The sequence below is a fragment of the Providencia vermicola genome (genome assembly GCF_010748935.1).
GTDB lineage: Bacteria > Pseudomonadota > Gammaproteobacteria > Enterobacterales > Enterobacteriaceae > Providencia > Providencia zhejiangensis.
The window spans coordinates 3,577,512-3,603,521 of the sequence record NZ_CP048796.1 but is presented as its reverse complement, the minus strand read 5'-3'; the positions used below and the strand labels follow the sequence as shown (position 1 = coordinate 3,603,521).

Annotated in this window: 25 protein-coding genes and 1 tRNA gene; 21 read left to right on the top strand and 5 right to left on the bottom strand. The window is 39.1% G+C overall.

All coding sequences use genetic code 11. The features are described 5' to 3' along the window. The first annotated feature begins 95 nt into the window (after positions 1–95). Together G3341_RS16265 and sstT are read left to right on the top strand one after the other, a co-directional pair. A complete protein-coding gene (locus G3341_RS16265; RefSeq protein WP_154622016.1) occupies positions 96–1,055 on the top strand; it encodes a TerC family protein in 960 nt (319 codons plus the stop codon). A 273-nt stretch (positions 1,056–1,328) separates the two neighbouring features. Beyond that, complete coding sequence (gene sstT / locus G3341_RS16260; RefSeq protein WP_163862969.1) at positions 1,329–2,582, top strand: serine/threonine transporter SstT; 1,254 nt, start codon at positions 1,329–1,331, stop codon at positions 2,580–2,582. A 74-nt stretch (positions 2,583–2,656) separates the two neighbouring features. On the opposite strand, the gene G3341_RS16255 is transcribed toward sstT, so the two are convergent. After that, the gene (locus tag G3341_RS16255; protein WP_154622943.1) at positions 2,657–4,678 is read right to left on the bottom strand and encodes an NADPH-dependent 2,4-dienoyl-CoA reductase; all 2,022 of its coding nucleotides are present in this window, start codon (positions 4,676–4,678) and stop codon (positions 2,657–2,659) included. Between the two features lie 254 nt (positions 4,679–4,932). On the opposite strand from G3341_RS16255, the gene G3341_RS16250 reads away from it, so the two are divergent. The 3 genes from G3341_RS16250 to G3341_RS16240 all read left to right on the top strand — a co-directional run bounded on the left by G3341_RS16250 (position 4,933) and on the right by G3341_RS16240 (position 6,908). Next, on the top strand, positions 4,933–5,529 hold the full coding sequence (locus G3341_RS16250; RefSeq protein ID WP_154622942.1) for a GNAT family N-acetyltransferase: 597 nt from the start codon (positions 4,933–4,935) through the stop codon (positions 5,527–5,529). A 244-nt stretch (positions 5,530–5,773) separates the two neighbouring features. Next, positions 5,774–5,850 (top strand) — tRNA-Ile (locus G3341_RS16245). Between the two features lie 188 nt (positions 5,851–6,038). Next, entirely contained in the window at positions 6,039–6,908 is an 870-nt protein-coding gene (locus tag G3341_RS16240; protein ID WP_163862967.1) for a hypothetical protein, read from the top strand. A 1,520-nt stretch (positions 6,909–8,428) separates the two neighbouring features. On the opposite strand, the gene G3341_RS16235 is transcribed toward G3341_RS16240, so the two are convergent. The 4 genes from G3341_RS16235 to G3341_RS16220 form a co-directional block, all read right to left on the bottom strand. Continuing rightward, on the bottom strand, positions 8,429–8,677 hold the full coding sequence (locus tag G3341_RS16235; RefSeq protein ID WP_163862964.1) for a hypothetical protein: 249 nt from the start codon (positions 8,675–8,677) through the stop codon (positions 8,429–8,431). 138 nt (positions 8,678–8,815) lie between these two features. Continuing rightward, entirely contained in the window at positions 8,816–9,202 is a 387-nt protein-coding gene (locus G3341_RS16230) for a hypothetical protein (RefSeq protein ID WP_163862962.1), read from the bottom strand. A gap of 98 nt (positions 9,203–9,300) precedes the next feature. Then, positions 9,301–9,732, bottom strand: coding sequence for a hypothetical protein (locus G3341_RS16225; protein ID WP_163862961.1), 432 nt, complete (start codon positions 9,730–9,732; stop codon positions 9,301–9,303). A 51-nt stretch (positions 9,733–9,783) separates the two neighbouring features. Next, complete coding sequence (locus G3341_RS16220; protein ID WP_163862959.1) at positions 9,784–10,023, bottom strand: hypothetical protein; 240 nt, start codon at positions 10,021–10,023, stop codon at positions 9,784–9,786. 5 nt (positions 10,024–10,028) lie between these two features. Here G3341_RS16220 and G3341_RS16215 point away from each other — a divergent pair, with 5 nt between their 5' ends. The 16 genes from G3341_RS16215 to G3341_RS16140 all read left to right on the top strand — a co-directional run bounded on the left by G3341_RS16215 (position 10,029) and on the right by G3341_RS16140 (position 25,994). Beyond that, a complete protein-coding gene (locus tag G3341_RS16215) occupies positions 10,029–10,184 on the top strand; it encodes a hypothetical protein (RefSeq protein ID WP_163862957.1) in 156 nt (51 codons plus the stop codon). 662 nt (positions 10,185–10,846) lie between these two features. After that, positions 10,847–12,091 (top strand): ammonium transporter, encoded by a 1,245-nt coding sequence (locus G3341_RS16210; RefSeq protein ID WP_163862955.1) that lies wholly within the window; start codon positions 10,847–10,849, stop codon positions 12,089–12,091. Between the two features lie 139 nt (positions 12,092–12,230). Next, a complete protein-coding gene (locus G3341_RS16205; protein WP_231131823.1) occupies positions 12,231–13,778 on the top strand; it encodes an ABC transporter substrate-binding protein in 1,548 nt (515 codons plus the stop codon). Next, the gene (locus G3341_RS16200) at positions 13,778–14,746 is read left to right on the top strand and encodes an ABC transporter permease (protein WP_163862951.1); all 969 of its coding nucleotides are present in this window, start codon (positions 13,778–13,780) and stop codon (positions 14,744–14,746) included. Before G3341_RS16205 ends, G3341_RS16200 begins: the two co-directional genes overlap by 1 nt. After that, positions 14,743–15,549 carry an ABC transporter permease gene (locus tag G3341_RS16195; protein WP_163862949.1) on the top strand — a complete coding sequence of 269 codons (807 nt, stop codon included), beginning with the start codon at positions 14,743–14,745 and terminating at the stop codon, positions 15,547–15,549. Before G3341_RS16200 ends, G3341_RS16195 begins: the two co-directional genes overlap by 4 nt. After that, positions 15,549–16,328: an ATP-binding cassette domain-containing protein gene (locus G3341_RS16190; protein ID WP_163862947.1), complete on the top strand. Its 780-nt coding sequence runs from the start codon at positions 15,549–15,551 to the stop codon at positions 16,326–16,328. The genes G3341_RS16195 and G3341_RS16190 overlap by 1 nt, the downstream gene beginning before the upstream one ends. A gap of 390 nt (positions 16,329–16,718) precedes the next feature. Next, positions 16,719–17,021: an urease subunit gamma gene (locus G3341_RS16185; protein ID WP_163862945.1), complete on the top strand. Its 303-nt coding sequence runs from the start codon at positions 16,719–16,721 to the stop codon at positions 17,019–17,021. Between the two features lie 20 nt (positions 17,022–17,041). Next, positions 17,042–17,467 carry an urease subunit beta gene (gene ureB / locus G3341_RS16180; protein ID WP_163862943.1) on the top strand — a complete coding sequence of 142 codons (426 nt, stop codon included), beginning with the start codon at positions 17,042–17,044 and terminating at the stop codon, positions 17,465–17,467. 62 nt (positions 17,468–17,529) lie between these two features. Beyond that, a complete protein-coding gene (locus G3341_RS16175; protein WP_053110486.1) occupies positions 17,530–19,248 on the top strand; it encodes an urease subunit alpha in 1,719 nt (572 codons plus the stop codon). Positions 19,249–19,328: 80 nt separating this feature from the next. Next, entirely contained in the window at positions 19,329–19,997 is a 669-nt protein-coding gene (gene ureE, locus G3341_RS16170; RefSeq protein ID WP_163862941.1) for an urease accessory protein UreE, read from the top strand. Positions 19,998–20,023: 26 nt separating this feature from the next. Continuing rightward, complete coding sequence (locus G3341_RS16165; protein WP_163862939.1) at positions 20,024–20,710, top strand: urease accessory protein UreF; 687 nt, start codon at positions 20,024–20,026, stop codon at positions 20,708–20,710. Between the two features lie 31 nt (positions 20,711–20,741). Next, positions 20,742–21,374: an urease accessory protein UreG gene (gene ureG / locus G3341_RS16160; RefSeq protein WP_053110480.1), complete on the top strand. Its 633-nt coding sequence runs from the start codon at positions 20,742–20,744 to the stop codon at positions 21,372–21,374. A gap of 2 nt (positions 21,375–21,376) precedes the next feature. Further along, positions 21,377–22,342 (top strand): urease accessory protein UreD, encoded by a 966-nt coding sequence (locus G3341_RS16155; RefSeq protein WP_163862935.1) that lies wholly within the window; start codon positions 21,377–21,379, stop codon positions 22,340–22,342. A gap of 109 nt (positions 22,343–22,451) precedes the next feature. Beyond that, positions 22,452–23,447, top strand: a complete 996-nt coding sequence (gene yut, locus G3341_RS16150; RefSeq protein ID WP_163862933.1) for an urea transporter — start codon at positions 22,452–22,454, stop codon at positions 23,445–23,447. Positions 23,448–23,475: 28 nt separating this feature from the next. Continuing rightward, on the top strand, positions 23,476–24,651 hold the full coding sequence (locus G3341_RS16145) for an ion channel (RefSeq protein ID WP_163862931.1): 1,176 nt from the start codon (positions 23,476–23,478) through the stop codon (positions 24,649–24,651). 107 nt (positions 24,652–24,758) lie between these two features. Further along, complete coding sequence (locus G3341_RS16140) at positions 24,759–25,994, top strand: SLC13 family permease (protein WP_163862929.1); 1,236 nt, start codon at positions 24,759–24,761, stop codon at positions 25,992–25,994. Positions 25,995–26,010: the final 16 nt, after the last annotated feature.

Sequence of the window (26,010 nt, the reverse complement as noted above, 5' to 3'; positions counted from 1 at the left end):
GTTGACAACCAAAAGATAATAACTCTAGGTTAAAGCATTTAAGCGGCTGATGTCTTCTGAAGATGTCAGCCGTTTTTTGTTATTAAGGAAATAATATGCACTCTGTTGGTAACCCTGTTTTATGGGGTAGTTTCGCCGTTATCATACTCATTATGTTACTTGTTGACCTGTTTTGGCAGGGTAAACATAAAGGCCAAGCGATGTCGATGAAACAAGCCGCTGCTTGGAGTACGGTTTGGGTCACTCTATCGTTAATTTTTGCTGGCGGCTTTTGGTGGTATTTAAATGATACGGTTAGCCCTGAATTCGCCAATAGCCAGACCATGGCTTTCTTAACGGGGTATCTGTTAGAAAAAGCGTTGGCCGTTGATAATGTTTTTGTATGGCTGATGTTATTTAGCTATTTTGCGATCCCTGCTAATTTGCAACGAAGAGTGTTGGTCTACGGCGTACTGGGTGCGATTGTTTTACGTACCATAATGATTTTCGCAGGGAGTTGGTTAGTTTCTCAATTTAGCTGGATTCTATATATTTTTGGCCTGTTTTTGTTGTTTACAGGGATTAAAATGGCTTTCGCTAAAGAGGATGATTCTCCGATTACGGATAAGCCATTAGTGAAATGGGTGCGCTCTCATTTACGTATGACGGATGAATTGCACGGCGAGAAATTTTTCATTAAACGCAATGGCTTACTTTTTGCGACCCCACTGATTTTAGTGCTGATCCTCGTGGAAATCAGTGACGTCATCTTTGCTGTTGATAGCATTCCTGCAATTTTTGCGGTGACAACAGACCCATTTATTGTATTGACCTCTAACCTATTTGCGATTTTAGGCTTACGTGCGATGTACTTTTTATTGGCAGGGGTAGCTGAGAAATTCAGTATGTTGAAGTATGGCTTAGCTGTTATTTTGACCTTTATCGGCATAAAAATGTTGCTAATGGATATTTATCACATTCCAACAGCAATTTCGTTAGGTACAGTCGCGGCTATTTTAATTATCACACTAGTGATTAATGCGATCGTGAATAAGAGAAACGAAGCGAAAAACTAACATTTCACTCCTAGTTAGATTCAAGCACTCGACTTAAAAAATCGAGTGCTTTTTTATTTAAGAGACTGAAAAATATCATACATTTTCAATGTTGAGATCCTACTATAAGAAACAAAATACAATTAGGATCACAGATATGTAAATATATTGTTAAATAAAATAAATTATTGTCTATATTTAAAATAATCGCCTTTTAATAAGGTATTTATTCCTTATACTGGCAAGGCAAACACATTTTATTCCTAATAATGATTAATAAAATATAGGTCTTCTATGGAAACGAACAAAACAGGGTTATGGCAAGTTATCACTAAGGGCAGCTTAGTTAAGCAAATACTCGTTGGTTTGATTGCGGGTATTTTATTGGCGTGGTTATGGCCTTCAGCCGCTAAAAATGTTGGGTTATTAGGTGATTTATTCGTTAGTGCGTTAAAAGCAGTTGCACCGATATTGGTTTGGGTATTGGTCATGGCATCGATCGCTAACCACCGTAAGGGGCAAAAAACTAATATTCGACCCATTTTAGTATTGTATATTCTAGGTACCTTCTTTGCGGCATTAGTGGCAGTGGTTGGCTCATTTATGTTCCCATCGAAGTTGGTATTGGTGGTAGGTGATACACAACTGACGCCACCGGGGAATATAGGGGAAGTACTTAAAGGGTTATTAATCAATATATTTGCCAACCCCGTTGATGCGCTGATTAAAGGTAATTATATCGGCATTCTTGCTTGGGCAATTGGTCTTGGTATTGCTTTACGTCATGCAAATGACACGACGAAAAGTATGATCCAAGATTTCTCAGAAAGCGTGACTCAGTTAGTGAGAGTGGTCATTCGCTTAGCGCCATTGGGGATTTTTGGCTTAGTATCTTCAACGATTGCAACCACTGGATTTGCAACGTTAAAAGGTTACTTCCATGTCCTCGCGGTATTGATTGGCTGTATGTTAATCGTTGCATTAATTGTTAACCCATTAATAGTTTATTGGAAAATTAAACGCAATCCATATCCATTAGTGTTTGCATGCCTACGTGAAAGCGGTGTTACCGCCTTCTTTACCCGCAGTTCAGCGGCGAATATTCCTGTGAATATGGGGATGTGTCGTCGTATGAATTTACATGAAGACACTTATTCAGTTTCTATTCCGCTAGGAGCGACGATTAACATGGGCGGTGCAGCAGTGACAATCACTGTACTGACACTCGCTGCTGTGATTACCTTAGGCATCCCTGTTGATATTCCAACGGCTCTGTTGTTGAGCGTAGTAGCGGCAGTCTGTGCGTGTGGCGCTTCAGGTGTGGCTGGCGGTTCTTTATTACTTATTCCATTGGCTTGTAACATGTTTGGCATTTCAAACGAAATTGCGATGCAAGTGGTTGCGGTTGGTGTCATGATTGGTGTGCTGCAAGACTCGGCTGAAACAGCGCTGAACTCTTCAACGGATGTCTTGTTTACCGCTGCGGTTTGCCTAGCTGAAGATGAAAGGCTGGCTGATCCAATAGCGCAATTATCACAAGAAGACTAATACATTATTTAATCATAAAAACCCGCTTCAATAGCGGGTTTTTATTGTCTATTCATGATGATAAATAACGCTTGTTATATCTGGTAGGCGACCTTCATTCCTTGCTCTATCGCTCTTCTTGCATCAAGTTCTGCTGCAACATCGGCACCACCAATGACATAAGCCTGAATACCTTGCTCTGCAAGCGACTCTTTCAACGGATGATAGGGTTCTTGGCCAGCACAAAGAATCACGTTATCAACGGGAAGGCAATGTAATTTGTCTTGGTAGCGAATATGTAGCCCTTCATCATCAACTCGCATATATTCAACACCGTTAAACATCTGCACCCCGCGTTTCATTAATGATAAACGGTGCACCCAACCAGTTGTTTTTCCAAGACCAGCACCGACTTTACTATTTTTTCGTTGCAGTAAATAAAGTTGGCGAGATGATTGTACTGGGGTAGGCCGGCTATTAAAAATCCCTCCCGCAGAATGAATACGGGTGTCAATATTCCATTCTTGGTTGAATAGTGAGCTATTTAAGCTGCTGCTTTCACCTTTTTGACTTAAAAATTCGGCAATATCAAAACCAATACCTCCGGCTCCAATAATGGCCGCTGACTGGCCAACAGAACGCTTACCAGTTAAAACATCAATATAAGATAATACTTTTTGATGCTCTCTTCCTTCTAGACTAATGGTTCGAGGGACCACACCTGTCGCGATAACCACGTTATCAAATCCAACGAGATCACTGGCTTTTGCTTGATGTTCAAGTTTGACATCAATATTCAATATTTCTAATTGACGACAAAAATAACGGATCGTTTCATGAAATTCTTCTTTACCTGGGATCTGCTTTGCCATGTTAAATTGGCCACCGATTTGATCAGCTTTTTCAAAGAGTGTGACTGTATGGCCGCGTTTGGCTGCATAAATCGCACATGAAAGCCCCGCGGGACCTGCACCGACAACGGCAACCGATTTTATCTGCGTTGCTTTTTCATTTGGAAAATCTAGCTCTCTAACCGCTTGTGGATTAACGAGGCAAGTCGCAAGTTTGCCAATAAAAATTTGATCAAGGCAAGCTTGATTGCAACCAATACACGTGTTGATTTCATCGGCTCGATTCTCTTGGGCTTTACGAACAAACGCTTCATCGGCAAGAAATGGTCGAGCCATTGAAACCATGTCAGCTTGGCCTGATTCGAGGATCCGTTCAGCTACAAATGGATCATTTATTCTATTGGTTGTAATCAGTGGAATAGCGACTTTGCCCATTAGTTTTTCAGTTACCCAGCTAAAAGCATGCCGTGGAACTTGTGTGGCAATCGTTGGAACCCTTGCTTCATGCCAGCCGATACCAGTATTAATCATTGTTGCACCGGCCTGCTCAATGGCTTTTGCGAGATGCTCGATTTCTTCCCAATTGGAGCCATCCTCAACAAGGTCTAACATAGAAAGACGGTAAATAATAATGAAGTCGCTTCCTACCGCTTGGCGAGTTTGGCGCACAATCTCAAGCGGAAAGCGGATCCGATTATCGTAGCTACCACCCCATTCATCGGTCCTCTGATTGGTACGTTTTGCAATAAATTGATTAATTAGATAGCCCTCAGAACCCATAATTTCAACGCCATCATAACCAGCTTGTTGCGCCAGCTTAGCGGTGGTGACAAAATCACTTATTGTTTTCTGGATTTGCTCGGGCGTTAGTTCTTTCGGTGCAAAAGGAATGATTTCTGCTTGAATGGCGCTTGGTGCCACGATATCAGGGTGTAGGCCATAGCGGCCCGCATGTAAGATCTGTAGAGCGATTTTACCGTCAGCACGATGTACCGCTGAGGTTATTTCTTGGTGGAAAGGGAGCTGTTCAGTTTTATCGAGTACTGCGCCATGTTTAGTCAATGCCCCTTCTTGATTCGGTGCAATCCCACCAGTAATAATCAGACTTACGCCATTTTCTGCCCGTAGCCGATAAAAGTGAGCTAAACGGCGGCTTCCTTCAGGATGTTCTTCAAGACCCGTATGCATGGATCCCATTAAAATACGATTTTTTAATACGGTGTGCCCCAAATCAAGAGGGGTGAAAAGATGTGGAAAATTGCTCATATTTATACTCCCCAGCGGGATTTTGTAACAGGTCAGATGAGTTAACTCTAGCTCAATGGGGCTATCAATAGAAAAATATGTTAAAAAAATGTGATATTTATCATATGATTTATGAGTAAATTGCTGACAAGTTGACTGAGCAACGGTTATTTTATTTTTTTGTCATACTTAAGGTGTAAAACAATTTTGTTATCAAGGTCGTTAGCCAATAAGTCGTTAGTTTTTCCGTCACGTACTGATAAAGAGGATTAATTATGAAAGAACTTCACCAAGCTATTGAACTTGAAGGCAAGTACGTGAGACTTGAGTTGCTAACCCATCAATATGACCAGCAGTTTAGGGAAATTATCCAGCGGGATAATCTGCATAAGCTGTGGTATACCTCAGTACCCGAACCAGAAAATGTCACTAAAGATGTGGATCGTCGTTTAAAGCTCTATCAGCAAAAAGAGATGCTGCCTTTTACCGTCATCGATAAAAGTTCTAATCAGCCAGTTGGGATGACTTCTTACAATAAAATTGATCAAGAGACTCGTCGTGTGGAAATTGGAGCGACATGGTATAGCAAAGAAGTGCAACGAACGGCTATTAATACAGAAGCGAAGTTTTTATTGCTGCAACATGCGTTTGATAGCTTATCTTGTGTCGCTGTTGAATTCAGAACGCATTTTTTGAATCAACAAAGCCGAAGAGCAATTGAAAGGCTTGGCGCAAAACTGGATGGAATTTTAAGAAGCCATGTTTATACCCGAACAGGGGAGCTACGTGATACCTGCGTTTACAGTATTATTATGTCTGAATGGCCATCAATCAAACGACATTTGCAGTGGCAGATGGAGAGACCGCGTTAGTATTAACTTTGGTGTTTGGCTAGCTATTAGATAGTCGTTTTGATCCTTATCTATATGTTCATATGGTCAATTTCAAAGAATTGGGAGCAGCCTCTAAATGCTATGATTTAATTGAGAATGATAGTTTTTGATAATGATATGTTGCTGAACAATAAGGCGGTTAATGGAGATGGACAGAAAATCACCATACAGTTTTTAAAGACTAGACCTGAGAGAAAACAGCACGTATAATCGCTCCCACTTCGGCCCCTTAGCTCAGTTGGTTAGAGCAGTCGACTCATAATCGATTGGTCGCTGGTTCAAGTCCAGCAGGGGCCACCAAATTTTAGCTGTTAAATCAGCGCATTAAGCCACTTTGAAAGAAGTGGCTTTTTTGTATCTAAAAGCCAATGGCAACAAAATGGCGACAGAGATTCACCACTGTTATGACTAATTCCGTTTTCTTCTCCAGCAGTCGAGTGCTATTGAATCTAGAATGTGATAATTTGCTGCAAACTTAGGAGTAATCAATGGCTGACCCTTTAGCAACGGTTTTAACGCATTTAACTAACTTAGTGTCCTTCAAATCATCTTTAAGGTTACTAATTATAGCGGGTTCAATTATTTGTAGTTGGGTATTCATTGAACCCAGCCTAAGCCCATTCAATTTACCAAGTGAATTATCTCTTACTTTAATAACAGTGATAGGCTTTTCATTAGGCGCATTAGCATCTTCAATATTATTTAGCTCATTAGCTTTAGTTATTAATTATACGAAAAGCAATATCAGTGCTAGAAAAAATAAATTAGAACTTCAAAATCAAGCACTGAAAAAGGAGAGTGCTGATAGAAGAAAAATAGAGCTAGTTAGGAGTAGTTTCGATGATTATTCTTATTCTGCCCGTAATATATTATTAAAACTAAAAGATAATGACTGCACTATACCATCAGATTCATATCGAGATTCCGAGCATAACAAAGCTTTCCTAGGGCTACTTGAAAGCAAGATAGTGCTACCTGAACATAGGCTAGATAAAAATAACACGTTTTGCACCATTAACCCTCTTTACAAAGAAGTTATAAAACAATTATTTGAAGAAAAACACCGTAAAGATGTTGAAGCATTATTTGATTTGAATCCAGACGGATTTAAGGTGTTAATAAAAAAATTCCAAAATTTAACCTATAAAGAAGAACATATCTTCCATATAGCTTATTTAATGTATAACAACAGGTATAGCTATACCCCTGTCATAAAGCATGAACTATATGAACTAGGTGAATTTATCGATAACTGTAATATTCAATTTTATATTCCTGATGAGTACTACCCATTTATCTGTGAAAAGTTAGGGGGAGAGATAAGGGGGTATGTGCTTGGCAAGTATGACGAAGAATAGGCCATTAAGCGATGTGGATGATCGGTATCTTAATACGAACTTTTCCATTTAACAGGGATAGCCTGAGTACAGTTTTTCAGTAGCGTTAGATGTTTCATACACACGTAAAGCCACATGGTTACTGACTTTTTAAAATTGCGTAGCTAATATCGCAATCCAATCAAACTCACGTAAAATAGAAATTCTCTATATCTTTCATTGTGTTGTGTTTTTAACGCGATCCAGTTGGCGATCTGAAAATTGAAATCTATTGAAATCCTTTTCACACATTTCAGTTTGAGATTTTCGGCAAGTCCCTAGTATTGGCGCGGCTTGGCGATATGGTTTGTAGAATTTTAAAACTGAAATAATTTTTAGATCCAAATTGTGCAGGCGGGTGCGGTGTAGTCAAGATTACGTGGTGAATGATTTTACTTCGTGGGTTCTGTAATTCCTCAGTACTACGCAGTGAGCGCGATCCGTTTTATTTATTGCTGGATGTGTTTACATTTATTGATGTGGCTGTAGTAGCTATGAGGTGGTTTTATCAGTGGTATAAATATTAAAGGCTACCGATGGTTAGTCGGTAGCCTTAATTACGTTTTCGTTATTACATGAATGAACGAATCAATTTTAGTACTGCTGTCGCAGCTTCTAAAACGATGATCAAGGTATCAAGTACTTGCTTCATCCGCATCACTCCTTAAATTAAGGAGTGCGATTAACCTAGCATCACCCATACACTGCCTGTCAGACTAGGCCTCATCCAGTGTTAGTTGAAGAGTGTCGCACAACTTGGCTAGGGTATTAAGCCAGCACCACCTGTCACTTAATCAGGACTTTTACTTTCCGTATAAATACGAAATGCAGAATTCCGTTTCTACTAATCAAAAAGAATACTTTTTGATGTGTATAAGACCATGTTAACGACACTCATCTAACAAGGCATAATTATAGGGGGAATTCAAAATGGATCAATCGATTAAATTTGATAATGTTAAAAAACAAAAAAACCCAACTGGTGAGGTTGAGTTTCTTTGTTTTTCAAGCTAATGCTTGATGTATGTTTGCCCTTGTTGGTGCAAGGGGCGCATAATATAGCGCAACACTCTTCAACTAACAATAGAGAGTCTAATACTTTTGTTATTAAATCTCAACCAATAACAGGTGAGTATTTTTGTTGATCAGTAACATTATTTTTTATTTTAATCTCAATATTTTTATTAAGCTTTTGTTGTAAAACACTAAGTTCATTTTGTGAAAATGTTGTAGATGGTTTGACACCCCTAACCGAGGTAAACTCAACCCCAACTCACCTTAAGCGGTAAGTGATTGAATGAGTAGGGGTTTTAAGTAAGCAGTTACTATACCCTCACTCGCCAAGCCTAGCAGTTGATTATCCGGGTGAGTGGGGGAGTAAGATTTTCAAGGAAGATCCCAGCACTGAACAGGGATCTTTATACATTTAAAAATCAGACCACTCTGCGTAGCTAATATCATCTTCGGTTAATTCAGTAAAGCCATCTTGACTTAGCATTTTATTAAAATAAAGGATCGTATCTTCTAACGCCATCCTCGATGGTATCTCCATACCCAATAGCACATTCGGGAGAACCATCAAATTTTCTTTTTATTGCTAACTCAGTCATTTCAGTGAAATTTCCAGATTGGCTTTCATAAATTTTCACCTTCATTTTTGAATAAGGTAAAATAGGGATCATCGTAACCGTGAATTCAGCAACTGTTTTTCTTATCCGACCCACATTCGTAATATGTAAATCATGCCACATAACGTATTCACCTTTTATTGTTTTCCAAACGATATTATCTTTCCATCGACTGTTTTATCTAGATATTTTCCATTTTTATAATAACGAGTTACATTATCAGTCGCGCCTCTTATCTTAGCAGTTCGAGCGCCTTTTAAATTACAGTCTCGGTTTAAAGTCTGGATCTTCATCATCATGATCCCAAAATGGGTGGGGTTCCATGTAATCGCCGTTTTCAATGACTGAACACCATCCAAAATCGCTATAAAAAACGCAGAGATCAACGACTCTATACATCCCTCTACTAGCACGACTTAATGTTATTAAAGATGGCTCATTATAGATATAATTGCCACCAGCTCTGGCTATAACTCTTTGTTCGAACAATGTTCTATTATATTCGCTCACTTCTCCAATAATTCTTGTTGATTCAATTTCAAAAACAACTTCAAACTTATTAGATACTTGTATGTGACAAGGTATTTTTTTTTGCTGTTCTAGTTGACTTAACAATAAATTATCTGGAAATTCGATTTGTAAAATCATTTCTGCCATCCTTTAGGAATAATCACTTTCCCTGTAAAGTGTTTTCCCATGGTTCTCTAATTGCGACAACAGGGATGCCATTCCTACTCGCTACTCTATCAACAGCAAAACAACAATATGAAGAAAATATTCCCATCATTTTTATCTATAATTCTAACCATAATAGGTGCTCCATTCGAAGTATAACGAGATATGTCATTAACTTTACGACCAGCCCATGCACTTGCTTCAACATCTTCTGCTTTTAAAATTCCAGCGACTTGCATAGGTGTTGTTCCCCTCGGTGCTGAGGGAGTTTTATTGATCAAGTCTACTATATTTACAGGTTTACCCATTGTATCTAAAACCATTCCATAAGAATTATGCCCACATGTAGGTAGCACTCCTTGGTTAACAATAGCTCTATCACCATTTCGAGGAATTGCATCATCTAGCAAAGGATGTTTTGTACCAGATGGCGATGTTGCTGTAGGAGGAAGCTTTTCTATCTCATTTTTAGATTGAGCAACCTTCTGAAGTGTTTTTGCCATTGCTCCAGAAACTACGACGCTCCTACCTGCATTTCCTAGAATTTTACCTTGTCATGCACCTAATATTGGTTCTACCAAATTAGGATCATTAGCTAACGCATATTCATACAGCTCATCCCATTGAATTGCTGAAACTTTAATTGCATCAATAGTCTGATCATAATTCGAAATAGCTGTCGATAAATCTATAACAGTATCAATAGGATAAAGAATTGAGTTAACAATGCCTTCTAAAACGTCAACAGCACCATCTTTTAAACCTTCTTTTTTTACTAAACAAACCCAAAGCATAGCCTTTGTCGGTGATTCGATTTATTGCCCGTCGTGTAAAAGCAGAGACAATTATTGAAGGTGATAGCGTAATGAAAGTTAAGGTTATTCCTGTTACGTTAGAAGGGAACAAAATCGTTTTTGAATGTTCAGGTGGCTGTCTATTTTCCGCAGCAAAGTAGATTATAATACAGACAATAATTAATCAATATTCTCTATGTATTTAACTGTTCGATAATAATGATTAAAAAATAGTGAGTTTATGCTCTTTATTTATATTAAAAGAGTGTGATTTTGCTTTTTAATTAAAACTTAAATACGTGGTGTGTTAAATGTATAAACATAATTGTCGTTGTTGGTTTATATATGACAATGCTTATGAATGAATCGTTCTATTTTAAAATTAGAAATTCTATAGGGGTAAATTTATCATTCATTTATGAAGCTGAGTAAGTTTTAATTGTTTTCGTTTTTAATTATTTTTCATTTGGTTAATATCAATATTATGATGTATTCGTTTATTAATTATCTTAATTGGATGTTCTTTATTGGTCTTTTTTGTATCTAGTGAATACGAGTCATTAATTTAATTAATGTAATTGTTCTCTAGCCTTATGTGGGTATATTCAAAATATATAATTTAGGGTTTATAGTGATTGTTGATTTTGGATTATCACTTAAGTTGAATATGTTAATAATTTATATTTTATTAATAATAATGTTGATAATCGTTATGCTTATTCTATTATATAAGTAATTTAATATTGTAAGAATGGGCTTATTTATAACATTAATAAGAATAAGTGTTTATAGGTTTATATGACTATCAGATGAGATAATGTTTATGGAAAATATATTGTCGGTTTTGGATGTTCCAAATACAGCCTTTATGTTGCTATGTACAAGTTTAGTTATGTTAATGACTCCAGGACTGGCTTTTTTTTATGGTGGCCTAGTTTCTCGTAAAAGTGTTATTACCATAATGTCCCAAAGTTTCTTCTCTATGGGATGGGTGGCTATTATTTGGTTTGTTGTCGGTTATTCATTATCTTTTGGCCCATCGATTAATGGCATCATTGGCGATCCGTTTTATTATGCGTTTTTAAATAACATTAGTCCTCAAACGATGTATACAGGAAATGATGGCGGGCTACCCATACTGGTGCATTTCAGCTATCAGATGATGTTTGCCATTATTACACCTGCATTAATTACAGGCGCTTTCGCAAATAGGGTTAACTTCCCTGCTTACCTAATCTTTTTGACCTTATGGACGTTATTTGTTTACTGTCCATTTGTTCACATGGTGTGGAGCCCAGAGGGGCTTTTTGCTAAGTGGGGTGTTGTTGACTTTGCGGGTGGGATTGTTGTTCATGCAACAGCAGGTTTTGCTGCTATAGCATCAGCGCTGTATGTTGGCAAACGAATGGTGCCATCAGACGGAACACATAATATTCCTTATATTGCATTAGGTGCTGCTTTACTGTGGTTCGGTTGGTATGGCTTTAACGCTGGTTCTGAGCTGCAAGTGAATACAGTAACGGTTTCTGCATTTTTAACTACTGATATTGCGGCGGCTTTCGCAGCAGTCACTTGGTTTATCATCGAGCGTCTGCATACTGGTAAGCCAAAACTAGTTGGTTTCTTAACGGGAGCCGTGGCCGGTTTAGCAACGATCACTCCGGCTTCAGGTTATGTGTCAATCAGCTCAGCGGCAATCATTGGTATTATTGCTAGCCTTGTTTGTTATTTCTTTGTTTTCTTAGTGAGACGTCATTTAGACGATGCACTTGATGTTTTTGGTGTGCATGGTGTAGGTGGGATCACGGGTTCTATTTTGGTCGGGGTATTTGCTTCAACCGTTTGGAACCCTAAAGGACCTGCTGGTTTACTTGAAGGAAATGGCATGCAAATTGTTAAGCAACTTGTTGCTGTTGTCTTTACGAGTTTATGGTCGTTCGTATTTACATTGTTAATTCTATGGGTCATCAATAAATTTACCCCAGTCAAAGTGAATCAACAGACTGTAGGTGATGATTTAGATATCACTGAATTTGATGAAGATGCTTATAGAGAAAAATCCAACTAGTGTTTAGTCACTAAGCCACTTAGGTGGCTTAGTTTCTGATTAAACCTATTTTTAAATAACAATATTATAAAAATGAACAAAATATGAAGAGGATAAGATGAAAAAGAAATTAGCAATAGCGATTCAAGCTGCATGCTTAATGGGGCTATCTATGGGGGCTTTAGCCGATTCTATCCCACAAGATCAACATACTTTACGTCTGGCGATTGGTTCTGAGCCAACAGAAGGTTTTGACCCTATGTTAGGGTGGAGCCATGGCAGCTATATGCTTCTTCATAGCCCGCTGTTAAAACAGAATGCAGATTTATCATGGCATAGTTATATGCTTGATAAATATGAACATTCTGATGATGGTAAAATTTGGACGCTAAAATTAAAGAAAGATTTAAAATTTTCTGATGGTTCGCCATTAGCGGCAAAAGATGTGGTTTTCACTTATAACAATGCCGCTGCAAGTGGCGGTAAAGTGGATATGGGGAATTTTGCTAAGGCTGAAGCGATTGATCCGTTAACCGTTAAGATTACATTATCATCGCCTCAAAGTACCTTTATTAACGTATTAGGTTCATTAGGTATTGTTTCTGCTGATAAGTACGATGCTAAAAAATATGCACATAATCCGATTGGTGCGGGTCCATATCGTTTGGTGGAGTTTCAACCTGGACAGCAATTGATTGTTGAACAAAATCCATACTATGCGGGGCCAAAAAACGATTTTAATAAGATGGTTTTCGTATTCCTTGATGAGGACTCCGCTTTTGCGGCGGCACAGAGTCGTCAACTTGATATCGTGCGTATTCCTGCTGCTATCGCAGCTAATGCTAAAAATGTCAAAGATATGAAATTGGTTGAACGCCATAGTGTAGAGAATCGAGGGATCTCTTTCCCTATTCCTCCCGCAGGTGAAAAAGATGCGCAAGGTAATCCAATTGGTAACGATATCACCTCCGATGTAGCAGTGCGAAAAGCGATTAACTATGTGATCGACCGTAAATTATTGGCTGAAACAGTACTCGAAGGATTTGCTATCCCTGCTTATACAGGGGTTGAAGGGCTACCTTGGAATAACCCTAAATCATCGTTTAAAGATGGTGATGTAGAAAAAGCGAAAGCTATTTTAGAAGAGGCGGGCTGGAAATTAAATAAAGATGGTCTGAGAGAAAAAGACGGTAAAGTTGCCAAGCTGACCCTATGGTATGCCAGCGGTGATACGACTCGTCGTGATTTAGCTCAAGCGGTCAGAGCAAGTTTGAAACCTATCGGTATTGAGATGGATCTGAAATCAGGAAGTTGGGAAACCGTTGAACGCTACATGCATGCCAACCCAACATTATTTGGTTGGGGTAGCCTTGATCCAATGGAACTTGTGCATAACTATAGCAGTAAGGCTGCTGGTGTTGGCTTCTATAACCCTGGGTATTATAAAAATCCAGCCATCGATGAAGTTATTGAAGAGGCATTGCGTCAACCAGACCAAACCGCAGCGATTCCATTATGGCAGCAAGTGGACTGGAATGGTCAAACAGGAACGGGTATCCAAGGGGATGCGGCTTGGGCATGGTTGATGAATATTCAACATATCTATTTATTAGATAACTGTGTTGAATTAGGTAAAGGTGCACCTGAAATTCATGGTTCTTGGTCTGTATTGAATAACGTTGATGATTGGGCTTGGACCTGTAAATAATGCGCACAACAGTAGGGCTTTTACTGCGATTTATTTGTTTGTTATTGGTGACAGCGATAGGGGTTTTTATCCTCTTAAGCTATTCACCTATTGATCCGATAAAAGCTTATATTGGTAATGATTTAATGCATGTTCCCCCTGAGCAGTATCCACTGATTGCTGCTCGTTGGGGACTTGACCAGCCATTATGGATGCAGTTCTGGCGTTGGTTTTCGCAGCTATTACAAGGTGATATGGGCTATTCTATGCTCTATAACACGCCAGTATCACAAGTCATAGCTGATAGATTAGCGCCTTCATTAGCATTATTGATATCAGCGTGGTTATTTTCTGGGATTATAGGTTTTGTCTTAGGATTAGTGGCGGGGCGTTACCTGAATCGTTGGCCAGATAGGGTGATTTCAACATTATCCTACTTATTAGCTTCTATCCCTGTGTTTTGGATAGGATTGTTATTACTGTCATTATTTGCAGTTTCGTTGCATTGGGCACCAATTTGTTGTGCGTGGCCAATCGGCTTAGATGAACAAACAGCGACATGGTCACAAAAAATCCATCATTTGGTGCTACCAGTGATTGCTCTAGGGCTGCTGGGAGTGGGAAATATCGCCTTACACACTCGTTCTAAAGTGGCGGAAGTGATGAATAGTGAGTTTATCCACTATGCGAAAGCGCAGGGTGATAAAGGGTGGCCAATGGTGAGTTTTCATGTTTTAAAACATGCGATTACACCAGCGATGTGTTTACAGTTTGCTTCGGTGGGGGAATTACTCAGTGGTGCATTATTGGCTGAAAAGGTATTTGCGTACCCCGGTTTAGGGCAAGCGACTATTGATGCAGGGCTACGGGGAGATATTCCATTGCTGATGGGGATTGTTATGCTGTGTGCAGTAGTGATCTTTTTCAGCAATAGCCTTTCAGATTTGTTATTGAAAAAGATTAATCAGGGAGTGATTAGAGGATCATGACCTATAACCCAAACCGAGCTTTACTGAAGTTAGTTATTTCTTTAGTTTGTTTATGTGTGTTAGCGATTTATGCCATATGGCTTTCACAAACGGATATCGAAGTAAACCTGTTAGATCGTCGTCAAGCACCGTCATTAGTTCATTTATTCGGTACTGATAATTTGGGGCGTGATTTATGGGATAGGGTATTTCAAGGTTTAGCGACTAGTTTACAGATTGGTACGACGGCAGCGATATCGAGTGGTTTAATCGCAGTCGTGATGGCGGGTTTATCGTCATTTAGCAAAACAATGGATTACATCGTACGTGGTATCATCGATTCATTATTAGCACTGCCTCATTTGCTTTTGCTGATCTTAATCTGCTTTACCCTCGGGGGAGGGAAGGCGGGCGTTATTTGGGCGGTTGCATTAACTCACTGGCCAAAATTAACGCTTATCTTACGTTCTGAGTTATTGCGAGTGCAGCAAGCAGATTACATCATGTTATCGCGTCGCATTGGTAACAGTGCGCTATACCGTTGCCGATATGATTATCTGCCAATGATTTTACCGCAGTGGATGGTTGGAACATTATTGATGTTTCCACATGCTATTTTACACAGCGCTGCATTGAGTTTTCTGGGTTTTGGCTTGTCACCACATGAGCCATCGTTAGGGATCTTATTATCGGATGCGCTGCGTTATTTAAGTACAGGTGCTTGGTGGTTAGCGATGTTTCCGGGGCTTGCATTAGTAGGATTGGTATTGTTATTTGACCAGTTTGCTAAATCTGTCCAGAACTTATGGTTAAGGGGAGCATGATGTTAAGTTTTGATCATTTAACCGTAGATGTGGCACAGTTTCGTTGGCTAGGAAAGAAACGTTGGCAGCCATTGTTGAACGATATCTCATTGGATGTCCGCCCTGGAGAGATGGTTGCGCTAGTGGGCGGCAGTGGTGAAGGCAAAAGCCTATTATTACAAAGTGGCTTAGGCCTATTACCTGACAATATGCGCTGTCATGGCAATATCGTGTTAAATGGTAATAAGCTAACGGAAAAAACTAAGCAGCAGTATCGTGGTAACTCTTTATGTTATATACCACAAGGGGTGAGTGCTTTAAATCCTTTAATTCGGATCGGCCCTCAACTAGAAAGGGCTGCCGTGCTCAGTGGGCAACATATCAAAATGCATGATGTGGCTCAGCATTTGCAGCAATATAACTTGCAATCAAGTGTGGTGAATAATTATCCAAGTCAATTATCAGGTGGAATGGCAAAACGTGTTCTAGCCTGTAGTGCTACATTATCACGTGCTGAATATATCTTAGCCGATGAGATTTCTTCTTGGCTGGATGATGAACATGCCATCCAACTATTGGAACATATCAAGTCATTGTGTAGAGATGGGAAAGGTATTTTGTGGGTAACGCACGATCTTGCGATGGCTGTTCGTTTCGCTGATCGTATTGCACTTTTACGCAATGGGTCACTGGAAGAAGTATTAACGAGTGAAAAATTACAAAATGGCGGAGGGGGTAAATGGCTTCAATCGTTATGGAACTCTTTACCTGAGCATCAATTTATGAAGTTTAAACAATAACTATTTTGCGCTTAATTAAATAGGATGCCAAATTTTTTAATCTAAAATCATTAATAATATTAACAAACTTATTTTGACTAATCATTTAATGATTGTCTTTTTAATAAAATAAGATGCTTTTAATATGAATGTTTTTTAAATACAGCGAACTTGTTATTTGTTTTTACAAGGAGTCATATCGCAACGGATTGTTTATATTTGTCATGCTTTAAGTTTCAGTGGGAGTGACTACGCTCAGCGAGCCGGACTATATCGTTTATCTATGTCCACGCCTATTTTCGATTGTCGCTAACCTACATCTCGAATTATTTTTAGTATGGCTATTTAACGCGTTTAATAAATATTTATCTGTATTGATAAATACAAACTTTTATCAATCGAGGAGGCGTTATGCAATTAACCCCAAGGGAAATTGAAAAATTGATGGTTTATACACTCGCAGACGTTGCACAAAAACGTCGTGATCGTGGTGTGAAATTAAATTATCCAGAAGCGGTTGCCATTATTACGGTTACGGCTTTAGAAGGTGCACGCGATGGTAAAACCGTTGAAGATGTGATGAAAGAAGCCGCATCTGTCTTAACTAAAAAAGATGTTATGGATGGTGTGTGGGATTTAATTCCAAACGTACAGGTTGAAGCTATTTTTACTGATGGCACACGTCTGGTGACTGTTCATAATCCGATAAAATAAGCTAATGACGAGGTGAACATATGAGCAACGCGAAAACAGATACAAAAGCACCTACACCTTTAGGTGGGGTTATTTTAGCGGATACCCCAATTGAATTTAATGTAGGCAAACCTGAAACTAAAATAAAAGTGCGAAATACAGGTGACCGCCCGATACAAATAGGTTCTCACTTTCATTTTTTTGAAGTTAACCACGCATTAGAATTTGATCGTTCTGCGGCTTATGGTAAGCGTTTAAATATTGCTTCTACGACTGCAATACGTTTTGAGCCAGGCGATGAAATTGAAGTATCACTTATCCCTTTCGGTGGAAAACAAACTGTTTATGGATTTAATAACCTCGTTGATGGTTGGGCAGGTAATAACGTCGCAACAACAGAACGTCCAGCAAAAGCGATTGCATTAAATGAAGCGATCGCTCGCGGTTACAAACATAAAGAACAGTAATTGTGTTGTTTATCGATAACGATAAATAACTATGTACCTTATTAACTTTAAAGGTAAATAAAATGCCACAAATTTCTAGACAAGAATATAGCGGCCTATTTGGCCCAACAGTCGGCGATAAAATTCGTTTAGGTGATACAGATCTGTATATTGAAATCGAGAAAGATTTGCGTGGATATGGCGAAGAGTCTGTCTATGGTGGAGGTAAATCTTTACGTGATGGTATGGGGGCAAATAATACCTTTACCAGTGATAACGGCGTTCTTGATCTCGTTATTACCAACGTCACGATTGTGGATGCACGTTTAGGTGTGATCAAAGCTGATGTAGGGATTAAAAACGGTAAAATTGTTGGGGTTGGTAAAAGTGGTAACCCAAATGTTCAAGACAATATTACCCCTGGAATGGTCGTGGGTGTCGCAACGGATGCTATCTCAGGTGAACACTTAATTTTAACTGCCGCAGGTATCGATACCCATATTCATTTAATTTCACCTCAGCAGGCTTATGCGGCGTTATCAAATGGTGTGACGACTTTCTTTGGTGGGGGCATTGGACCCACTGATGGCACTAACGGTACCACAGTAACTGCGGGTCCATGGAACATGCGTGCGATGTTGCGTGCCATTGAAGGCTTACCAATCAACGTCGGTATTTTGGGTAAAGGTAACTCATATACGCGCGAACCATTAATAGAGCAATTGGTTGCTGGTGCAGCAGGTTTAAAAGTACATGAAGACTGGGGCGCAACAGGTAACGCAATCCGTCACGCACTGCGTATCGCGGATGAGTTTGATGTGCAAATTTCTGTGCATACAGACAGCCTGAACGAAGGTGGTTATGTAGAAGATACGATCGAAGCTTTCGAAGGCCGTACTATCCACACCTATCACACTGAGGGGGCGGGTGGCGGTCACGCACCAGATATTATTAAAGTTGTTAGCCAGCCCAATGTGTTGCCAAGTTCAACTAACCCAACACTTCCTTTTGGTGTTAATAGCCAATCAGAATTGTTTGATATGATCATGGTTTGCCACAACTTAAACCCCAATATTCCATCAGACGTTTCTTTTGCTGAAAGCCGTGTTCGTCCTGAAACTATCGCAGCGGAAAACGTATTGCATGATATGGGAGCAATTTCGATGTTCTCGAGTGACTCACAAGCGATGGGTCGTGTTGGTGAGAACTGGTTAAGAATCATTCAAACTGCTAATGCCATGAAAGCTTCACGTGGCAAACTGCCTGAAGATGCACCGGGTAATGATAACTTCCGCGTTCTACGTTACGTTGCAAAAATCACCATTAACCCAGCGATTGCTCAGGGTGTGAGTCACATCTTAGGTTCAATCGAGGTTGGCAAAATGGCTGACTTGGTGTTGTGGGATCCAAAAATGTTTGGTGCTAAACCAAAACTGGTTATTAAAGGTGGCCTGATTAACTGGGCGGCAATGGGGGATCCAAATGCATCACTGCCGACACCACAGCCAGTATTCTATCGTCCAATGTTCGGTGCTATGGGTAAAACAGTTAATGACACATGTGTCACATTTGTTTCCCAAGCGGCATTAGATGATGGTGTTAAAGAAAAAGCAGGTTTAGAGCGCCAAGTTGTTGCGGTTAACAACTGCCGTGCGATTGGTAAGCGTGATTTAGTTCGTAATGGTGAAACTCCGAACATTGAAGTTGATCCTGAAACTTTTGCTGTAAAAGTAAATGGCGAACATGCTACTTGCCAACCGATTAGTGAAGCAGCGATGAACCAACGTTATTTCTTTGGTTAATACTGCGACACGTCCCGTAATTTGATTGTTTTACTTTCTGCCTGCTTTAAGCAGGCAGAATTAACGTAATAGGTAATGCGATGATCATCATTGAACAAATTCTTGGAAATGTAAAAAAGGATCCAGTTTGGCAAGAAAAAAGTCAAAAAGCGCAGCTAGATGTTTTGATACTTGACCAACGTGAAGCACAGAAGAGTCGTTGTCGTAAACATACAGAAAAAGGCCTAGATCTCGGTATAGCATTAGATCGTAATGTTTTGCTTTCTGATGGCGATGTAATTTTATTTGATGAAGCTGCCAATACGATGGTTATTGTGCAAATTTCTTTGCGTGACGTGATGATGGTTAATTTGCAACGTCTGCAAACGCTCAGCGCTGAAGAGCAAATTCGTGTCAGTTTTGAACTGGGGCATGCGTTAGGAAACCAGCACTGGAAAGCAGTTTTAAAAGATAATCAAGTTTATGTGCCATTAACCGTAAGTGAAAAAGTCATGGAATCGGTCATGCGTACCCATGGTTTTTCTCCAGATACCTTTGCCTTTGTAAAAGGTGAGTCTATTTTACCAAAACTGACTCATTCAGAAGCACGTTTATTATTCGGTGGCGCAGAAGATACTGATACGCATGTGCATGTTGCAATTGGTCAAATCCATGAACATGCACATAGTCACTCACATGACCACGATCATGACCACGACCACGATCACGACCATCACCATCATGGGCATAGCCATACACATAAGCATTAATGGTCATTGCCGGTAAGGATTATGGTATGAAGGCATCTGATTTAATTAGGATAATGCAGTTTGGTGACTCAGCGCTACCTATCGGTGCATTTACCTTTTCGAATGGCGTAGAGGCGGCAATACAAAAAGGCGTTGTGCACGATAAAGAAACGCTAAGGTCATTTGTCCGTACATCACTCAATGTCGCGGCAAGCTCTGATGGTATTGCGGTAGTTGCTGCCCATAGAGCTGTTATCGCACAAGATAATGAGGCATTAATTAATATCGATTGGGCTGTACACAATCGTAAATTAAATGAAGAAGCGAGAATAATGACTACCCGTATGGGAAAGAAACTCGCTGAGATATCAGTACATATATTTGAAAACCAGCAGGTTGCTTGGTGGCTAGAACAAATAAAAAATGGCACAGCGCCAGGAACTCAGCCAGTGACACAAGCCATTGTAATGGCGGTTCAAGGGATAACAGAAAGAGATGTGGTGGTCATGCATCAATATGGTATTGCCATGACTATTTTGAGTGCGGCGATGCGCTTGATGCGTATTACGCATTATGAAACACAACATATTCTGTTTGAATTGAATGAAGATATCGACATTTTTTGTGACATTGCAGCATGTGGCGATATTCAACAAATGGCCTCGTATGTGCCAGTGATTGATGTACTGGCAGCGGTACATACAAAATCGTTTGTTCGCTTGTTTATGAACTGATGATTAACTAAAAAATTTTTGAGGAATAATGATGAAAAAAATGACTCGGATTGGTATCGGTGGACCAGTAGGTTCAGGAAAAACAGCAATTATTGAAGTAATTACTCCGATCCTCATTGAGCGTGGTGTTAAACCGTTAATTATCACTAATGACATTGTGACCACTGAAGATGCGAAACAAGTTAAACGTACTTTAAAAGGAATTTTAGACGAAGAGAAAATTTTAGGTGTCGAGACCGGAGCATGTCCACATACTGCTGTTCGTGAAGATCCAAGTATGAACATTGCCGCAGTAGAAGATATGGAAGAGCGTTTTCCTGATAGCGATGTGATCATGATTGAAAGTGGTGGTGACAACCTAACATTGACCTTTAGTCCAGCATTGGCTGACTTTTATATCTATGTTATCGATGTGGCTGAAGGCGAAAAAATTCCCCGTAAAAATGGTCCTGGTTTAGTACAGGCTGATATTTTAGTGATTAACAAAATTGACTTAGCCCCCTACGTTGGCGCGAGCCTTGAAGTGATGGAGCACGACACGAAAGTGGTTCGTGGTAATCGCCCGTATGTGATGACTAACTGTAAAACTGGGGAAGGTGTTGTTGAACTGGTTGATATGATTATGGATAAATTCTTATTTACCCATCAATCATCAAGGGGCTAAATATGACTCAATTCAGGGCAGATATCGCAAATACACCATCACGTGTTCAAGCACATACACTCGGTAACAATGCACCTGAACTTGCCATCTATCAAGATGAGCCTAAACAAATGCAAAGCGGTGCGGTGGGTAAAAGTGGTTATCTCAAGCTAAGATTCGCACAAGGCGAATATCGCAGCGAGCTCGTAGAGATGGAACGTCGTGTTCCATCTTTGGTGCAAAAAGCACTCTATTGGGATGAAATGATGCCACAGTTACCTTGTGTCACCATGATTTCTACGTCAGGGTGCCTATTGCAGGGTGACCGCCAAGCGCTAGATATCATTGTTGAAACGGGGGCATGTGCTCATGTAACCACACAATCTGCAACGAAAGTGCATATGATGGAAGCAAATTATGCAACACAATTCCAAAATATTATCGTTGAAGAAGATGGTTATTTAGAGTATTTACCTGATCCCATTATACCTCATCGTAATTCACGTTTTATTACTGATACTCGGATTAATATTCATCCGAGTGCGACAATGATATATTCTGAAATATTGATGTCGGGGCGTAAATATCATCACCAAGATGAGCAATTTGGTTTTGATATTTTTTCTTCGCATATCAGAGCAGAGTCTTCATCAAATAAAGAGTTGTTTGTTGAGAAATATATTTTAGAGCCTAAAAAAGAACAATTAATGACTACTGCGGTGATGAATAAGTTTGATACGTTCGGTAATGTTATTTTGTTAACGCCAAAAATTCACCATAGTCGTATTTTAGAGCGCCTAGAAGCTATTTATGATACAGAGAACAATATTGCATTTGGGGCGACTCAATTACCGAATGATTGTGGTTTAATTTTTAAAGCATTGGGTGTTGATAGTCCAAAAGTGAAAGAGGCTGTGAGATATTTCTGGCAAATAGCACGTGAAGAAATATTGGGAATAACTTTACAAGAGCCTTTTTTATGGCGTTAAACCTACGAGCTTATTAAGTTACAAAGATAATTCGTCAAATAATGATAATTAGGATCGTGGATTAACGATCTTAATTATCCCTATGCCAAGGACTAGAAGGGACATTACGATGAACACTTCAACAATAAATAAAAATGCTTGGAATCAGCTTGCTGATAAAAATATAACAGTACAGTTTATTGATGTCACACTTCGTGGCTGTGCTCAAGTGATGTTTCAAAATAACCCATTAACTGGGCTGCTATTTTTTATCGCAATTTTTATCGGGGCATTTTTAGAAAGTATGCCCGCAGTGGCTTTTGGTTGTTTACTTGGTACGGTTGTATCAACGCTAACCGCTTATATTAGCAAGCTGGATACAGCCTCATTGCGCTCAGGGCTATATGGTTATAATGGTTGTTTAGTCGGGGTGGCTTTACCCACCTTTTTAGAAAATACTCCCTTTGTTTGGTTATCGATTGTTTTAGGTAGTATTGTTTCGGTGATCGCGACCATATCATTAATGGATTTCTTGAAAAACTGGAAAGTTGCGGCATTAACTGCGCCTTTTGTATTGGTTTCTTGGACTATCTTATTAGCAAGTTATAGTTTTTTAGGCATAAAAGGTGTTGCTTTACCAGCACCAGCACTTCCTCAACAATTTATTGAACCAATTGGTAGTATTCCACATAGTGATATTGTTGCTGATATTTTCCGTGGCGTTTCTGAAGTCTTTTTACTGAGTAGTGTGATTGTCGGTATTATTTTTGTTATTGGACTTGCTGTGAGCTCAATATGGGCGGCGGTGTTTGCCATTGTTGGTTCGTTATTAGCATTTATTGTTGCAATATTATTGAAAGGCGATTTTGTTAGCATCCATACTGGATTATATTCATTTAGTGCCGTTTTAACGGCAATTGCTTTAGGTTCAACATTTAATAAGCCGAGTTATCGAGTATTAGCCTATGCCATCGTTGGCGTTATTTTTACTGTTTTTGTTCAAGGTGCATTAGACATTATTTTGGAGCCATTTGGCATACCGACATTAACGATGCCTTTTGTATTAGCGTCATGGCTATTTTTAGTACCGAACCAAGATATTATGCCTGAGCATAGGCAGTCATAATTAGAATATAATTTTAGGTTATATCAATATGAAAAAGAATGCAATTTATAAATACATTCAAAATATGACGATAATAAGGACAACATTAGCTTTATTGATCTTACTTGATGGGCTATTGATAATACTCCCTATTTTATCATCATATAATATTAATTTATCCTCACAACACCATAATTTTGTTGATTGGTTGCAATCCTTAGGTTTTATTAAACTGCTCGATATCCCTCGGTTTGCTATCGGGGTTGTATTGATTATTTTGGCATTACCTATTTATTTAGGTATCAGAATAGGATGGGTATTTAGTTGCTTTATGCTGTTTGTTCTTGTTCTCATTAACTTGCTATTAGCAAGAGAAAATGTATTAACGGGAACTCTCTCATTGCTGATATTAATTGCATTGATTGCAAATTGGAAAATATTTCACCGTCATAGCTTATCAGGTGCTGGCTTTGTTGCATTTGTCAGTTTGATTGCTTTACTGGGATATTCAGTATTTGGGTCATTGTATCTTGGTGACCAATTCCAACCTCATATAACCGATATCTCCTCTGCATTTTATTTTGCACTGGTTTGTATGACAACGGTAGGATTCGGGGATATTGTTCCTATTAGTGTAGAGGCAAGATTATTTACCATTTCTATTGTGATATTAGGTATTACAATTTTTACCACTTCTATTGTTTATTTTTTAGGCGTGTTTGCAAAGAGCACACAAGAGATTGTCAAAAAGAGATTATTCCGTATGAAAGATCATTATGTCATTATCGGTGCTAGCCCTTTAGCGTTAAACACCTACCATGGATTAAAAAAGCGTGATTTAGATGTCATGGTGCTGTGTAAAGAAGAACACAAAAACAATTATCCAGATAATGCTCCAGTGATCACGACATCACAAATCAATAAAAAAAGTTTAAACCAAGTGAATTTAGCTGATGCTAAGGCATTGTTTATACTTGGAGATTTAGATGCCGAAAACACGATTGCCATGCTGGCGGCTAAAGAGATCGTTGGTGCCAATATTAAAAGTGTTATGGTCGTCAATGATGATAATAACTACGAAAATCTGAAATTACTGCACGCGGATCTGTTGATCTCTTTGTCGTCATTAGGCAGTGAAGTATTAATTAAAATGATTTTTGGTGAGAATATTAATAGCCAAATAATTGAAAGTATTATTTTCTCGAACAATATTCTAGATACTTAGAAGATGAGTAGAGAGATGACTATGAGCTGTGAAGTGACGACAGCTCATTATTTTATTTTAGTTTAGTTCAAATGAAATAATACAAGAATAAAAATGGTGAGCTAAATATGGATTCAATTATTATTATTTTCGTGCTTGTTTATATCGCGATGGCTTTTGGCACGTTTCCAGGAATAAAAATTGACCGTACGGGGGCGGCTGTTGCAGGCGCCTTGGCAATGATTGGTTTTGGTTTTATTACTCCGCGAGCTTCTTGGGATGCGATTGATTATCAAGCCGTTGGATTACTATTTGGGTTGATGGTGGTATCGGCTTCATTCACCGTTTCTGGCTTTTATCATAAAGTCGCGAATGAAATGGCTATCCTCAAAATTAGTCCACCAAAGTTGTTACTTGTCTTTATTATTGTTGGTGCTGTGCTAGCGTCGATACTGACTAATGATGTGGTGGTTGTGGCAATGACGCCATTATTAATTTCAATCACATTAGCAAGAGGACTGAACCCAATTCCATTTTTATTGGGTTTTTGTTTCGCAGCAAACAATGGGGCGGCAGGTTCATTGATTGGTAGTCCTAAAAATATGATAGTCGCCCAAGGCTTAGACCTTTCATTTATCGGAGTGCTACATATTACCGCTATTCCTGTATTGCTTTCTTTACCTGTCGTTTGGTGTGTCATTAGCTTACTTTATCATAAAAATTGGTATTTACCTGAAAGCCAAAAAGCTGCGTTACCTCCTAAAACACATACGGTGATCCCATTTAATCAATGGGAAACGGGCAAAGCAGCCATTGTAATTGCCATTGTGATTATTGCGTTTTTGTTTACAGACTTACCTAGAGAGTTAGTTGCACTCTCCGCGGCTTGTTTTTTATTATTAAATAGGAAAATCGCCTCTAGTGATATGCTAAAACATGTCAATGGTGACTTGTTGCTGCTAATAATGGGGCTGTTCATTATTAATGCCGCATTTGCTAAGACCGGCGTCCCGCAGGATATTTTGCATTATTTATTAAATAAAGGCATCGACCTGAGTAGCCCTATTACGCTATTTTTGGTCTCAAGTATTATGAGTATCTTTATTGGTACAACACCGACTGTGATGCTGTTAATTCAATTCGTCTCCCCAGATGGTAATGCCGACCCACTCGGTGCAGCACTCATTTTTGGAGCCTGTTTTTCAAGTAACATTTTTGTTTTTGGTAGCCTTGCAGGCATTATTTCTGTCGATCAATCAGCCCAACATGGTATTAAAATTTCATTTTTAGAGTTTACAAAGTCAGGCGGTATTATTGCATTAATCTGTATGTCGATTGCAGCGGGTTGGATCTTATTTAGCTAATAATGATTATTTTTGA

Bases quoted from the DNA above. Each gene is read 5' to 3' on its own strand.
- G3341_RS16265 (WP_154622016.1), top strand. From the start codon at position 96: ATGCACTCTGTTGGTAACCCTGTTTTATGGGGTAGTTTCGCCGTTATC.
- sstT (WP_163862969.1), top strand. From the start codon at position 1,329: ATGGAAACGAACAAAACAGGGTTATGGCAAGTTATCACTAAGGGCAGC.
- G3341_RS16255 (WP_154622943.1), bottom strand. From the start codon at position 4,678: ATGAGCAATTTTCCACATCTTTTCACCCCTCTTGATTTGGGGCACACC.
- G3341_RS16250 (WP_154622942.1), top strand. From the start codon at position 4,933: ATGAAAGAACTTCACCAAGCTATTGAACTTGAAGGCAAGTACGTGAGA.
- G3341_RS16240 (WP_163862967.1), top strand. From the start codon at position 6,039: ATGGCTGACCCTTTAGCAACGGTTTTAACGCATTTAACTAACTTAGTG.
- G3341_RS16235 (WP_163862964.1), bottom strand. From the start codon at position 8,677: ATGTGGCATGATTTACATATTACGAATGTGGGTCGGATAAGAAAAACA.
- G3341_RS16230 (WP_163862962.1), bottom strand. From the start codon at position 9,202: ATGATTTTACAAATCGAATTTCCAGATAATTTATTGTTAAGTCAACTA.
- G3341_RS16225 (WP_163862961.1), bottom strand. From the start codon at position 9,732: ATGGCAAAAACACTTCAGAAGGTTGCTCAATCTAAAAATGAGATAGAA.
- G3341_RS16220 (WP_163862959.1), bottom strand. From the start codon at position 10,023: ATGCTTTGGGTTTGTTTAGTAAAAAAAGAAGGTTTAAAAGATGGTGCT.
- G3341_RS16210 (WP_163862955.1), top strand. From the start codon at position 10,847: ATGGAAAATATATTGTCGGTTTTGGATGTTCCAAATACAGCCTTTATG.
- G3341_RS16205 (WP_231131823.1), top strand. From the start codon at position 12,231: ATGGGGCTATCTATGGGGGCTTTAGCCGATTCTATCCCACAAGATCAA.
- G3341_RS16200 (WP_163862951.1), top strand. From the start codon at position 13,778: ATGCGCACAACAGTAGGGCTTTTACTGCGATTTATTTGTTTGTTATTG.
- G3341_RS16195 (WP_163862949.1), top strand. From the start codon at position 14,743: ATGACCTATAACCCAAACCGAGCTTTACTGAAGTTAGTTATTTCTTTA.
- G3341_RS16190 (WP_163862947.1), top strand. From the start codon at position 15,549: ATGTTAAGTTTTGATCATTTAACCGTAGATGTGGCACAGTTTCGTTGG.
- G3341_RS16185 (WP_163862945.1), top strand. From the start codon at position 16,719: ATGCAATTAACCCCAAGGGAAATTGAAAAATTGATGGTTTATACACTC.
- ureB (WP_163862943.1), top strand. From the start codon at position 17,042: ATGAGCAACGCGAAAACAGATACAAAAGCACCTACACCTTTAGGTGGG.
- G3341_RS16175 (WP_053110486.1), top strand. From the start codon at position 17,530: ATGCCACAAATTTCTAGACAAGAATATAGCGGCCTATTTGGCCCAACA.
- ureE (WP_163862941.1), top strand. From the start codon at position 19,329: ATGATCATCATTGAACAAATTCTTGGAAATGTAAAAAAGGATCCAGTT.
- G3341_RS16165 (WP_163862939.1), top strand. From the start codon at position 20,024: ATGAAGGCATCTGATTTAATTAGGATAATGCAGTTTGGTGACTCAGCG.
- ureG (WP_053110480.1), top strand. From the start codon at position 20,742: ATGAAAAAAATGACTCGGATTGGTATCGGTGGACCAGTAGGTTCAGGA.
- G3341_RS16155 (WP_163862935.1), top strand. From the start codon at position 21,377: ATGACTCAATTCAGGGCAGATATCGCAAATACACCATCACGTGTTCAA.
- yut (WP_163862933.1), top strand. From the start codon at position 22,452: ATGAACACTTCAACAATAAATAAAAATGCTTGGAATCAGCTTGCTGAT.
- G3341_RS16145 (WP_163862931.1), top strand. From the start codon at position 23,476: ATGAAAAAGAATGCAATTTATAAATACATTCAAAATATGACGATAATA.
- G3341_RS16140 (WP_163862929.1), top strand. From the start codon at position 24,759: ATGGATTCAATTATTATTATTTTCGTGCTTGTTTATATCGCGATGGCT.